The 12558-nt window shown below is 33.5% G+C and carries 16 protein-coding genes; all 16 read left to right on the top strand.

Going from position 1 to position 12558, the window contains the following annotated elements:
- Positions 1–77 precede the first annotated feature (77 nt).
- Positions 78–659: a GNAT family N-acetyltransferase gene (locus M3197_RS16290; RefSeq protein ID WP_251662836.1), complete on the top strand. Its 582-nt coding sequence runs from the start codon at positions 78–80 to the stop codon at positions 657–659.
- Between the two features lie 148 nt (positions 660–807).
- The gene (locus M3197_RS16285; protein ID WP_251662834.1) at positions 808–1320 is read left to right on the top strand and encodes an HAD-IIIA family hydrolase; all 513 of its coding nucleotides are present in this window, start codon (positions 808–810) and stop codon (positions 1318–1320) included.
- A 129-nt stretch (positions 1321–1449) separates the two neighbouring features.
- The gene (locus tag M3197_RS16280; protein WP_251662832.1) at positions 1450–1848 is read left to right on the top strand and encodes a hypothetical protein; all 399 of its coding nucleotides are present in this window, start codon (positions 1450–1452) and stop codon (positions 1846–1848) included.
- Positions 1849–2103: 255 nt separating this feature from the next.
- Entirely contained in the window at positions 2104–2847 is a 744-nt protein-coding gene (locus M3197_RS16275) for a response regulator transcription factor (RefSeq protein ID WP_251662830.1), read from the top strand.
- 115 nt (positions 2848–2962) lie between these two features.
- On the top strand, positions 2963–4228 hold the full coding sequence (locus tag M3197_RS16270; RefSeq protein WP_251662828.1) for a sensor histidine kinase: 1266 nt from the start codon (positions 2963–2965) through the stop codon (positions 4226–4228).
- 253 nt (positions 4229–4481) lie between these two features.
- On the top strand, positions 4482–5171 hold the full coding sequence (locus M3197_RS16265; protein ID WP_251662826.1) for an ABC transporter permease: 690 nt from the start codon (positions 4482–4484) through the stop codon (positions 5169–5171).
- A 172-nt stretch (positions 5172–5343) separates the two neighbouring features.
- Complete coding sequence (locus M3197_RS16260) at positions 5344–6657, top strand: hypothetical protein (protein ID WP_251662824.1); 1314 nt, start codon at positions 5344–5346, stop codon at positions 6655–6657.
- Between the two features lie 17 nt (positions 6658–6674).
- The gene (locus tag M3197_RS16255; protein ID WP_251662821.1) at positions 6675–7313 is read left to right on the top strand and encodes an ABC transporter ATP-binding protein; all 639 of its coding nucleotides are present in this window, start codon (positions 6675–6677) and stop codon (positions 7311–7313) included.
- A 358-nt stretch (positions 7314–7671) separates the two neighbouring features.
- Positions 7672–8472, top strand: a complete 801-nt coding sequence (locus M3197_RS16250; RefSeq protein WP_251662819.1) for a PP2C family serine/threonine-protein phosphatase — start codon at positions 7672–7674, stop codon at positions 8470–8472.
- 24 nt (positions 8473–8496) lie between these two features.
- Positions 8497–9159 (top strand): alpha/beta hydrolase, encoded by a 663-nt coding sequence (locus tag M3197_RS16245; protein ID WP_251662817.1) that lies wholly within the window; start codon positions 8497–8499, stop codon positions 9157–9159.
- A 165-nt stretch (positions 9160–9324) separates the two neighbouring features.
- A complete protein-coding gene (locus M3197_RS16240; protein WP_251662815.1) occupies positions 9325–9603 on the top strand; it encodes a DUF3986 family protein in 279 nt (92 codons plus the stop codon).
- Between the two features lie 9 nt (positions 9604–9612).
- Positions 9613–9807 carry a hypothetical protein gene (locus M3197_RS16235; protein ID WP_251662813.1) on the top strand — a complete coding sequence of 65 codons (195 nt, stop codon included), beginning with the start codon at positions 9613–9615 and terminating at the stop codon, positions 9805–9807.
- Positions 9808–9931: 124 nt separating this feature from the next.
- Complete coding sequence (locus M3197_RS16230) at positions 9932–10555, top strand: DJ-1/PfpI family protein (RefSeq protein ID WP_251662811.1); 624 nt, start codon at positions 9932–9934, stop codon at positions 10553–10555.
- 111 nt (positions 10556–10666) lie between these two features.
- Positions 10667–11116: a hypothetical protein gene (locus tag M3197_RS16225; protein ID WP_251662809.1), complete on the top strand. Its 450-nt coding sequence runs from the start codon at positions 10667–10669 to the stop codon at positions 11114–11116.
- 175 nt (positions 11117–11291) lie between these two features.
- Positions 11292–11732, top strand: a complete 441-nt coding sequence (locus M3197_RS16220) for a hypothetical protein (protein WP_251662807.1) — start codon at positions 11292–11294, stop codon at positions 11730–11732.
- Between the two features lie 129 nt (positions 11733–11861).
- Positions 11862–12200, top strand: coding sequence for an ASCH domain-containing protein (locus M3197_RS16215; protein WP_251662805.1), 339 nt, complete (start codon positions 11862–11864; stop codon positions 12198–12200).
- The last annotated feature ends 358 nt before the right edge of the window (positions 12201–12558 follow it).

The following is a 12558-nucleotide window of genomic DNA, read 5'->3' as shown; positions in this document are numbered from 1 at the left end:
ACGGGGTGAATTCATTTTAAGGGATGGGCGTATAATTGCCCCTAAAACTACGCGGACTCGAAATCAGGAGGAAAAATATGATTATTAGAGACTATGAACCTAATGATGAAATGGGTTGGGTAAGATGCCGAGTACTTGCGTTTTTAGAGACTGCATATTTTGATAATGTATTAAAACAAAAAGAACGCTATGATAACCCTGCAATCGAATTAATTGCAGAGATGGATGGCCAAATTGTTGGACTTATTGATGTTGAATACGAAAAAGAGGAACGAACAGTTTGCTCGAGAGGAGAAGGGCTGGGTGGGATGATTTGGCATATCGCAGTCCATCCTGATTTTTCTCGACAAGGAATCGGACAACAATTACTAGACTCTGCTGTAAAAAGGGCTAAAGCAATTGGATTAAATCGTTTTGAGGCTTGGACACGAGACGATCTGTGGGTTTGGAACTGGTATGAGAAACAGAAATTCACTCATGTTTATTCTTATTATCATATCTATTTTGAAGGTAATGAGATGAATCAAAGAATTCAGAGTACAATACCAAAACTACACTTGGTGAATGCTTTTGCACATTATGTAGGGGAGGACATAAGTCAATTTAAAACTGAAAATAAACGTATTCATCAATGTGTTTGTTTTGAAAAGGTCTTTTAATCCTGTTTTAACCATATTAGATGATTTTTGTTTCACAAATGGTGAATTAAACAGCACGGCCTATGCAAGAATTGTGCCATTTAACTGTATAGCAAAACTTTAGTATTTTGCGCCTAAATAACTTTGAATTCTATGAGGAGGGGATTTTTTGAAGGTTGCATTCTTTGATAGAGATGGAACTATAATTGATGATTATCCTGACCATAAATGGACAAGTGTTAAACGACCGGTTTTTCTTGATGGCGCCATTCGAACATTAAAAGAGGTCCTAAATAAAGGGTATAAAATTATCATAATAACCAATCAATACATAATAAACGAGGGCTATATTACAGAAGAACAATACCAAGATATAACCAAACAAATGCTTATCGAACTAAAGAATAATGATATTAGTATTCATGATATTTATTATTGTCCTCATGCGAAAACGGATGGCTGTTATTGTATTAAACCGAGAACAGGTATGATACGGCAAGCTTTAAAAGTGTATCCCGACATTGATTTGTCTAAGTCTTTCATGGTTGGAGACTCAGCTGTTGATGTAGAGTTAGCAATAAACATGAAAATAAAAGGTTTTGGTATCGGGATTGGTTCTGAATATGACGACAAAAAAATTATACAAATAGAAAAGATAAAAGACTTAATTAACTATCTTTAGAGTTCAGTTGAGAATTTTAGATCAATGCAACTATAGGACGCAATTCTGGAATAGGGATTTGCACCCCATGTTGAACAAACTGGCCATTTTATTGGAAAGGAAATTTAGAAGTTGTGGAGGAGGTAATGTATGAAACGGTTTGGTATTATTTTGGGATTGTTATTGATTGTCGTAGCTGTGCTTTTATTCGTAAATAAATCATATTATCCACCTTTGCCGGTGGATAATCTATCAGCAAAAGAAGCAATTGAAAAATTAAAAAATACTGACGAGAAGATAGTGGAGGTCGCCACAGAAAAAGATTCCATTTGGTATATTACTAAATCTGAAAATAAAGGCATGTCACTAGCCGATGATAATATTAAGCAGATAATTGGATCAAAAGGATGGCGATTTAAAAACCAAGATGGTGCTGGTCTATTCTTTGAAAATGACGGGGAAGAATTAATCGTGACTACTGAAATGTGGACTACAAAATATGTACTCGTTCAGGTACAGAAAAAGTTCATACAGAACAAAACAAAGTAGAAAGTTTATCGACTGAATCATGATATATCCCGCAAAAAAAGAAACGGCTTCTTTTTGAAAAAATGAAGTAATATTATTTACACATCAATCGGGAGCTTTTTCCGATTAAGGATTACGCATGTACAAAAGAACGTGTAGCTTGATGATAGGATATAATATAAAAAAGTTTTTCATTATATTAAAAAACTATATTTTAGGAATGAGACTTTTAGTTATTCCATTTAAAAGAAAGTAGAAAATGAAAAAGGTGAAATTATGCTCAATGTAAAGGCTTCTGTTCTAGATCAGAAGAGGATATTATTGGTTGACGACGAACAAGATATTCTAGACCTTTTGGAAATGGTCTTAATAAAAGAAGGATTTAAAAATATTTACAAAGCAAGGAATGGAAACGAAGGAATTGAACTATGCAAAGAAAAAAATCCAGATATCCTTGTGTTGGATATTATGCTCCCGGACATAGATGGCCTTGAAGTTTGTCAAAGGATACGAGAATTTTCTTTTTGTCCTATTATTTTCCTTTCGGCCAAATCAGATGATATAGATAAGCTTATGGGATTAGGGATTGGTGGAGATGATTATGTAACAAAACCATTTAGCCCGAAAGAAATCGCCTATAGAATTAAAGCGCAATTTCGGAGACTCGAACAAACGCAATATATAGAGAGAAGTCAATCAATTGAGCATTTAAATAAAATTTTCACCTATGATAATCTTGAAATAAACGAAACTAAGGCGGAAGTGAGAAAGTCAGGTCAATTGATTGACTTAACAGCGAAGGAGTACCAACTCTTATTGTATCTAGCAAAGAATTCAAACAGAATACTAAGTAAAGACTTAATCTTAGAAAGAATTTGGGGGAGTGATTATGAAGGTTATGACAATACGTTAATGGTTCATATTAGAAATTTGAGAAAGAAAATTGAGGAGAATCCATCTTCGCCAAAGTACATTGTCACATTTAAAGGCTTAGGATATAAGTTTGTAAAAGGGGATTAAAATGAGGAGAAAAATCACATTTAGCTTTCTAACAGTTATCGTTATATCTTCTTTACTAATCCTGCTATTAACATTAACTTGCATTTATTTTTTTGTCTTTTCTAAAAACAAAGTGATGACAGATTATCCACCAAATTTTACATTATCCTTTGGTTTGCATATTGGCTTCCAAAACGATGAGGTCTCGGTCAATAAAAAAGGGCAACAACTTTTAAAAGATAGAAATGCTTGGATACAAATCCTCGATACCAACGGGAATGAGGTTTACGAATTATATAAACCTGAAGACGCCCCTATGCACTATTCACCGGCACAAATTGTACATTCGCACATGTATCCCGATACAATTGACGGCTATACACTTTTCGTTGCATCACCTTCTAATAATAAGAACCTAAGCTACATTATTGGATTTCCTAGTACAGAAATAAGTAAGCATACATTCGAACATGAATCCAATTTATTCGCTTTAGTAATAAAATTTACTTTGTTAGTTTTATTAGTATCCATAATTGTATTTATCATTACCGGTAACATTTTCGGTAATAAACTGACGAATCCTGTTGTTCGGATTGTTGAAGGGGTAGAACTACTATCTCAAAAAAAATACGGGATTCAATATGATGAAAAAGGTATTTATAGTAAGGTTTTTGGCAGTCTAAATATGCTCGGTGAAAATTTAAAGTTGAGTGAAAGAGAACGACAAAAAAATGAAAGAATGAGAGAGGAATGGATTGCAAATATCTCTCATGACTTAAAAACACCACTCTCTACTATTAAAGGATATTCGGAAGTTCTATCTGATTCAGGTTACCATATCTCCAAAGAGGAAATCATTCTGTATTCAGACATAATATCTAAGAAGGTCATCTACATGGAGGAAATGATAGAAGAACTTCGGTTAAATGAAAAATTAAAACATAACGTAATGACGCTGCATAAAACAAAAAATAATTTAACCAAATTTTTAAGAAGCATCGTTGTTGACATATTAAACGATCCGAATTATTCAGGGAGGACTATCAATTTTAATACACCAGAAGAAGTCATTGAATATTATTTTGATCAAAAGTTGATGAAGAGAGCTATTGAGAATCTTTTATTCAATGCGTTAATACATAACGATCAGGAAGCAGATGTGATTGTTAATTTATACAAACAAGAGAAAATCACCATTGAAATTACAGACCTAGGCAGGGGAATTCGTGAAGAAGATGTAGAAAAACTATTTAACCGATACTACAGAGGAACGAACACTAAAGATCATAAAGGTTCAGGTCTTGGATTGTCGATAGCAAAAGAGGTAATAGAAGCCCATCAAGGTGAAATAACGGTGGATAGCCAATTAAACATTGGTACGACAATTAGAATAACTTTATAAGTCTTGTTTCAAGATAGCATGAATGCCATGCTATCTTTTTTGTATTTAGTCATCTTGTCTTCTAACAACTAGAATTAAGGAGGATTTAAGGATGGGTAAATTTGAGTTTAAGGAGCCTCATTTATACTCAAATCATAACAATTAAGAAATGAGTGTAGATAAGTTGAAACATCTTATATTCAGTGAATTCAAAAAAGCATTATCGGTGCGATTCTTTCTTTTTAGTATGGTTCTCATCTTTTTACCTCTTATCGTGGTGATTCCGATAATTAATGGCTCTTATCAATTTTTTAGACCATTTGAGGTTCATTCACAACTTCTTAGCAGTTCTGCAATTGCTTTGTTATTTCCGATATTACTAGTTCCTTTGTTTTCTGGATCATATGCAAATGAAAAGAAAAACAACTTTCTTCTCTATGTTAAACCAAGGGTTAGGCTGACGGATTATCTTTTTGCAAAAGGACTTGTGAATGGCATTGTGACATTGATTGTTGTGTTTTCAATGATATTTATCCCTTTTATGTTTATTGAATATTTAGATCGATTCTTTAATGTGATTCAGTATGAAGCAGATTATTATGAACCTGTCTCAGTGGGCACCTTCGAGTTTTTGGCTGAAAAGTCCGTATTTCTTTACGGAGTCGTCTATTCCATATGGGTCGCTATCAATGGTGCCCTTTATGTAACAGTAGCTTACTTGTTTTCAATTCTTATTAAGAACAGGTTTGTAGCATTAACGATTCCGTTTTTATGGTGGTTTATTATGAATTTCGTAACAGGTGTATTAGGTATTGAATCATTTTCGCCTGTCTATTCGGTCTTTCCGTTTTTGATTACTTCTCAGCCGGTATGGGTAGTTTTTGTTCCATTCATTACGCTGATTGTAGCAATAGTAGGCTTGCTAATTTCCATTAAATTAAAGAATAAGGTTTGGGTGGAATAATATGAGAATGACAAAAGACTATGTTGTTTCATGGAAATGGATTATTGCTACTTTACCAATCATATTAGTCTCTTTTAGCAACAGACATTTTATTCGTTTCTTGGAAAAAAAACATCAAATAACTGCTAATGTCTGGGACTTTACTTTAAATCCTTTGAATGACCCATATTTAATGGTTTATTACGTATTCCCTTTAATGGTATTCCTATCATCGATTTACATAAATCGAACATTTGACTACACAAAACTTATACGACTGGGTTCCTATAAAAATTGGATTGTCACAAAAGCAAAGCAGTTGATTGTATTCGATCTCTATTTTATTGGTTTGTTTTTAGGAGGAATAATTATTACTGCAATTAATACGCCATTTTCCATGGGCTGGAGTGACATCGGAACGATAAATGAATCCGGCAATGTAATTCTTTATACGTTGCAATCACATTTTTCTACTCCATTTGTGGCACTAGCTATACAAATTGGATTATTTTTGCTCACATTGATAACCGTACAATTAATCATGTGTGTTCTGTATGCACGATTTAAGAAACAATCTGTATTACATTATTTGAATGTTCTCTTGTTTGTTTTCGGGACAGCTGGCTTCAAAATCATTCCGGATTCGCTGCCTCTTTTGAAGGCACCAAATTATTTGCTCTTATTTCATGGAGTAAAGAGTTTTAATAGTATCGCTACCCCAGTTATCATCATAATTATGATGCTAACTATAACTCTAATTATCGTAAATAACATAGACAGAAACCGAAGTAGTATGAAACAATTTTCCACTGCAAATTATCCGCTTATTGCCTATATGTCGTTATGTTTATTAGGAATATCTATAAACATTGAAAGGTATGTAAACGAGGATTTGCCAATATGGAACATGTTAACCGTAACTTTTACTGGTACTACAAACGAAATGTATTCGCTGCTTGCGTTTGCGTATTATGTTGTCGTTTTTATAGGTTTCATCTACTTCGTCCAATTGGCATTACAAAGATATCTGTCCGACATGAGCTATTTTACAATTATTCGGTATCGATCAATGAACCGATGGTTTCTAAGTTGGTTTCCTAAAATAGTTAAGTCTATTATTACCCTATTACTTTCCCTAATGGTTGTTACATTTTTGATAGCTGGATTGAATGGATATGCGTTCGACTCAACAGATAATTTGTTTCAAACGATTTATCATTTTATAATTAACGGATTTTTCCAACTTTTATTTTATGTACTATTAGTTATTATCGTCTCAATATTTACAAAGGACGTTCTGAAAAGCTTTATCTCTTTGCTTGTACTTACTATTTTTATGATGCCTGGATTTAGGTTAAATAATTTTGTTCCAGTCGGATTAAATAGCATGGGTTATCTATTGGAAAACGAGCAATTATTTTATATCTCTTTAAAGCTGATTGGATATATTATTATCGAAGCAATTGTTTTAATATTACTGCTTAACAAGAAGGACTATACATTTTAGAAAGATAGGTGGATATGATGAGTGTAATTGAATTAAAAAACGTTAGTAAATCCTATAAGGGATTGTCATTGTTTGAAAATACAACAGCGTCCTTTGAAAAAGGGAAAACATATGGGATAGTAGGACATAACGGTTCCGGAAAATCTGTCTTATTTAAAATGATGTGTGGGTTTGTTTTTCCCGATCAAGGAAATGTTTTGGTTAATGGACATGAGCTTGGTAAAAGCAAAAGATTTCCTGAAAACTTCGGCATTATTATTGAAAGGCCAGGTTATTTAGACGATAAAACGGGATTTGAAAACCTGAGATACCTAGCAGATATCCAAAATAAAATATCAGATGAAAAAATTAAGGAAACGTTAGATAAGGTAGGTATACCACATACAATAAAACAAAAAGTAAAAAATTATTCGCTTGGAATGAAACAAAAATTGGCAATTGCGCAGGCAATTATGGAAGATCAAGAAATATTGTTACTTGATGAGCCATTTAATGGGTTAGACATTGATAGTGTAGAAAACATTAGAAAATTGCTAAAGGATTTAAAAACCCAAGGAAAAACGATTATATTAACGAGTCACAACAATGAAGACATAGAAATTTTGTGCGATCATGTGTTTAGGATTAGATCATTCACGTTGGAACAACTTAAATAAAAGACTTTATAAAGGGCAACTTTTCTTATTAGAAAGGGCTTATACTTATTGTATCAGTCTGCCATAATCGGGGAACAAGCTTGTGCAAGAATTGAGCCAGATTAGTGTATGAGAAGAAGTGTGGGAGGCGTTGATGTCATGATTATCTACGATTGGCTGATAACTCTATATAGGAACGTAGAGCTTCAAACACTAGCTTTAATCTCTTTAGGGATACTACTGCCTACAATTTACTTTCAGAAAAAACGTAGCTTGGAAAAATGAACTCCACAATCCGCAAACGGGGCTTAACTAGAACAAGGCTGTTAGCAGACAGCTTTTATTTTTATTCAAACAAGGAAAAAGGGGGAGTTGGAAATTGGATAAGTTTAGTTGGGTGGGGTGTCAAGAACAATTTGTTGACTTACCGCATATTCAGCAAGTCAACAATCTTACAATCGGGCGTTTCGGCGGGAATTCATCCGCAGGTCAATATAAAAACGAGGATGGTTGTTTAGTTTGGTCAAATGAGAAACAGGATTGGGAATTCGCTATGCTTCTTGATGCTCATAACTCAGCGGAGAGTGCGGAACTTCTTGTAAAAACAATTACAAGAGAAGAGGTAAATTTAGTAAGTATTTTCAACAAGTCATTACCTGATTCTTTCATCCAATTGGATCAATATCTTATAAGCATTTTCCAGAATCCACTTTTTTTAGCAAGTTGTCGTGAAATACAAGGGGAAACATCTTGTCTTATGGTTTTAAGAAAAGACAAATATGTTTGGTGGTTTTCAGTTGGAGATTGTATTCTTCATTTGTTTCATTCTGACCTGACTAAGATGGATCAACATCTATTAAACCAAAGAAATTTTTATGAATGGATAGGAAATGTAAACACCTTTGAATTGGATGTACCCTGTTATAGTACCGGTCGCAGGGAATTAAGAAAAGGAATGAACCATCTCTTCTTGACAACTGATGGATTAACAGAATGCCCTGATGGTTCTTTTCATAACCCTATCGAAATTATGAAGGCATTTGACAATTCCAAACCTCATCAAGATTCAATAGGCTATTTATTAAAGGTAATTGAAGAAAAAGGAGTACGGGACAGCACTACTATTATTTCATGGATAGTCAACATAGACAAGAATGCAAGTGAGCCAAGTAACTTGTAAATTTACAGCTAATTTTCTTTCAATATGAAAAAAGGTGGTATTTCTATGTTTACCGTAAAAACAGATTCGATATTGGGTTATAAGGAAATGGAAATTCCCTTTACATTATTAAGCACCAATGAAAATTCTAAAAAAATAGCGATTTTGCTTCCTGGAGCAGGCTATACCGTCCAAGCTCCTCTACTTCATTATTCAACTGGTGTGTTTCTAAACAAATCTTTCGATGTGCTACAAGTGAATTACTCATATAACAATTTCTATGATAATCTCAGTATGGATGAAATCGCTGAAGCTATTAAACACGATGTACGAGCAGTTATCGATAAGGTTTTAAATAATAACTCGTATGAATATTTTTATCTAATCGGAAAATCATTAGGAACAATTGCTATGACCTCTGAGTTAAAAAGAGAGAAATTTAGTAATGCAAAAACAGTGTGGCTTACTCCACTTCTTCAAAGGGATGATGTTTTTGAAACCATATTAAAAAGCAAAAACAGAGGTTTGTGTTTTATAGGTGACAACGATCGTCATTACAATGCGGAAAGATATAAACAATTAGTCAACAATACCAATATCGTTTCCAGACTTTTTCCTAATGCGAATCATAGTTTGCAGTATGAGAGTGATCCTGTAAATTCAATTGACGTATTAAAAAGTGTAATCAAGGAGATTAATGAATTTTAAAAGCAGGTAAATTTCATGGGAATTTTCTTCTTTAACCAACGGGGGCGATTGTTTTACAAGAGATTTCGTCGATATCGCAATCGGGATACTTTATTTCTTGCATAGGCGTATTAATCCAAGGGCAGTTTATGTTTGGACTAAGAGTTATAAAGAGGTGAGAGTATATTGGGGGTTTGGTCAGTTGGAGAAGGACATTGGCACGTTGGTTATTACGAAGGGAAATACTGTATAGAAGCTATTGGATTTGAAAATGAGGAAGGTACTTGGGATGTCTTTTTTAACCACTTAGATGATGAAGATGTTCTAAAGCTGTTCGGTACAGAATATGAAATAGATAATGATTTCGGTGTACTGATTTTTAAGACAAAAGATCATGAAGAGGCCCAAACTAAACTTTCTATATGGGTAGAAACTATACTTTTTCCCTTTCTAAACAATAAGTGAATTTGTGTCATGAAACCAGCACGAGTTGGTAAATTTACCGGTGGGAAATATGCTGTTTTTGTGCTGGACCATACTAAAGAGGAAGTCAGTGAATTTGGGAGCAATTTTTTTCTGTCATTGAAAAAAAAGCTATCTATTACGAAAAAGCCAATTGTAGAAAGATATACTTCACAGACGATTGATAACAATTTATGTGAATATTAGTTCCAATCCAGTAATATGCTGGGGTATTTCCTCTACAAAAGAGCGCACTTACGGAAAAAAGGTACTCATTGGGGGATATTTATTTATCTTACAAACATATGACTCATACGGGGGAGAATGTTGGATGAAAAGAAGAAAAGTAGGCATTTTACTTTATGATTTTGTAGATATTTTAGATTTTACTGGTCCTGCAGAAGTGTTATCCCTTACCTCATACAGCAAAGCTGATCAAGTTGTTAATCTTTATAAAAAACATTTATTACCCTCAAATCCATTTGACGTATGTACTATTACAGAAACGGGCAAGAAAGTACGATCCCACTCAGGAATAAAGATTGAACCTGATTTTAGTATTGTTGATGCTCCTGAAATGGATATTCTCATAATCCCAGGAGGTCCTTTAAGAGCGGTACAATCTATAGCCAAAAAACAGAATATAATAAATTGGATTATAAAACAGAAGAATATTGAATTCATATGTTCAGTATGCACTGGAGCGTATATTTTAGGGGCAACTGGATTGTTAGATGGAAAAAAGGCAGCGACCCATCATTTAGCTGTCAAAGGTTTACAAGAAAAACATCCAGATATTCAGGTTTTATCGGATAAAAAAGTAATTCATAGTTTAAATCTCGTAACTTCTGGTGGTGTTTCTTCAGGAATTAACATGGCACTATATCTTGTTGAGCAAACTTTGGGGAAGTCTACTGCTGAGCGAACAGCTAAAACTATTGAATTTATGTATTAAATGTTTTGTTCCATTATAGGGCGCAATTATTGTAAAAGGATTTGTGTTCTTTCAACAATACAGTTAGAGCAATAAGAAATTAATGAAAAATAAGGTAGGGGGTGTTAAGTTATGAATTATCAGTTGTACTTTTCTGTACCTACATTCTCGTTAGAAAATGACGGCTTTCCAATGACTGATAACTATGAATATTGGATTCCATTGATGGAATATTTCTTGAAAGGCTCAGACACAATCGAAATACATTCATGGTACGATGAAAAACAAGTAATAGAAGAAATCAGTTACTTTTCCAATCTAACCAAAATACCAACGGAAATTAAATTGAGTTACTATAAAGGAAATTTAACCCCAGAAATTGTAGAACATATTTTAAGAAACAACGTAACCAACAACGGAAGACTAAAGTGGTTCAGCATTTTTTTAAGTAAAGATGGACAATCCATTTTCAACTCAGAGCATTGGGGAACGGAATTCTTTGCACATACAGTTAATAAAAATGACATTTCATTCATTACATCAATTATGCCAAAAGATACTAATTTTCATAAACCATATTAATGGATCGACTATTAAAATGTCACGGGGCACCTAGATTCTACTTTTTCTAATATCACTAACTGGTGGGCAATACACGAATAAAATCCGTGCTCAATTTGGGGATTTTTTGTAAAATGTGCTGGTTTAAATTATGGATTATAGAAACATGAGTACTTGTGGGAATTAGGTGAATTATATGCGGTTACCAATGTATATTACAGGTTTGGCAAATAACAAGATAGATTTAAAGAAGATGGATGGACATTTATTTCAAAAGGTAGGATACGAAATTGCTAGGAGATTTCATGGTGAAGTCATTGGTTATATCCCACCCAGTTATCCATTAAATTATTTCCGCCTAGATATCAAGATGGATGAAAATATAATGTCCATTTTACTTTATGAATATTTCCCTTATATCGCCATAGCTTCATATGAAAATGAACTTCAAATTGATTATTTAGATTCTGAAGATATAATAAACGAATTGAGACCATACTATACAGTTTTAGAAGTGGCATTTCTAAACGAACCCTTTAATCCCAATTCTCATGACTTATCAGAGATCGAATTAAAAAACGTGAAACATTGGAGACCGAATACAAACGGAGAAGTTATTTTTAATTGTTGGGATTAGCATACTCTATTAATAGTGGCAATTCCTTCACAAGGGTTTACACTCTTTTCAGCAACAGGTCCATTTAATTGAGGTGGAGGGTAAAATTTTGCAACTAGGAATAATGCAGAGTTTGTGAGGTGTTGTTAAGTGGTGCATCAGATGGGATTGTTTGGCGAATATTTTCACGCTATTAAAGAAGGAAAAAAGACGGTAGAAGTCCGATTGAACGATGAAAAGAGGAGGAAAATCAAAGTTGGAGATTTAATAGAATTTTTAAAGGTTCCCCAACAAGATGAAATTCTAAGAGTACAAGTACTAGATCTTAGAAGTTACGATACTTTTGAAAAAATGTACAATGATATTCCTCTTAAAGATTTCGACTGTGAATGCTGGACAATGAAACAAATGATAGATGGAACAAATGAAATATACACTCCAGAGCAAGAAAAAGAGTGGGGAACCTTAGCATTTATGATTAACTATTAAGTGGAATTTATTCAGCTATCCAGCTCAATTATTTAATTTTTTATCCTAATTCCTCGTTTAAGAAACGGAGGGGTTAGGCTTTTTTTTATTCAATTTATTGCCTATAAACTGTGGTTAACACGACTAATTTCTTTATATTTTAAAAAAAGTGCATCTTTTTTTGGTACTCAACCCTCTAATAAATAGGACGGTGAGAAGATGATGGATAGAGAGCAGAGAATCATACAAGCAATAGGAGCATTCCTGTTAGAAGCTTTTTCGGGGACTTGAATAGAAAAAGCCCTCTTGGTATGATGCGGGGTGTCAAATCTGCACGAATTGACCCCTAATTTGCATACCAAGGAGGACTCATCATGAA

It is taken from the genome of Sporosarcina aquimarina, from assembly GCF_023715615.1.
In the GTDB taxonomy this organism is placed as follows: Bacteria; Bacillota; Bacilli; order Bacillales_A; family Planococcaceae; genus Sporosarcina; species Sporosarcina aquimarina_A.
Note: the sequence above shows the minus strand (reverse complement) of the source record. Positions and strands in the feature narration are given on the sequence as shown.

What these genes read in the sequence shown, in the direction of transcription:
- M3197_RS16290 (WP_251662836.1), top strand. Translation starts at nt 78, where the DNA reads ATGATTATTAGAGACTATGAACCTAATGATGAAATGGGTTGGGTAAGA.
- M3197_RS16280 (WP_251662832.1), top strand. Translation starts at nt 1,450, where the DNA reads ATGAAACGGTTTGGTATTATTTTGGGATTGTTATTGATTGTCGTAGCT.
- M3197_RS16275 (WP_251662830.1), top strand. Translation starts at nt 2,104, where the DNA reads ATGCTCAATGTAAAGGCTTCTGTTCTAGATCAGAAGAGGATATTATTG.
- M3197_RS16270 (WP_251662828.1), top strand. Translation starts at nt 2,963, where the DNA reads ATGACAGATTATCCACCAAATTTTACATTATCCTTTGGTTTGCATATT.
- M3197_RS16260 (WP_251662824.1), top strand. Translation starts at nt 5,344, where the DNA reads ATGGTTTATTACGTATTCCCTTTAATGGTATTCCTATCATCGATTTAC.
- M3197_RS16255 (WP_251662821.1), top strand. Translation starts at nt 6,675, where the DNA reads ATGAGTGTAATTGAATTAAAAAACGTTAGTAAATCCTATAAGGGATTG.
- M3197_RS16245 (WP_251662817.1), top strand. Translation starts at nt 8,497, where the DNA reads ATGAAAAAAGGTGGTATTTCTATGTTTACCGTAAAAACAGATTCGATA.
- M3197_RS16235 (WP_251662813.1), top strand. Translation starts at nt 9,613, where the DNA reads ATGAAACCAGCACGAGTTGGTAAATTTACCGGTGGGAAATATGCTGTT.
- M3197_RS16230 (WP_251662811.1), top strand. Translation starts at nt 9,932, where the DNA reads ATGAAAAGAAGAAAAGTAGGCATTTTACTTTATGATTTTGTAGATATT.
- M3197_RS16225 (WP_251662809.1), top strand. Translation starts at nt 10,667, where the DNA reads ATGAATTATCAGTTGTACTTTTCTGTACCTACATTCTCGTTAGAAAAT.
- M3197_RS16220 (WP_251662807.1), top strand. Translation starts at nt 11,292, where the DNA reads ATGCGGTTACCAATGTATATTACAGGTTTGGCAAATAACAAGATAGAT.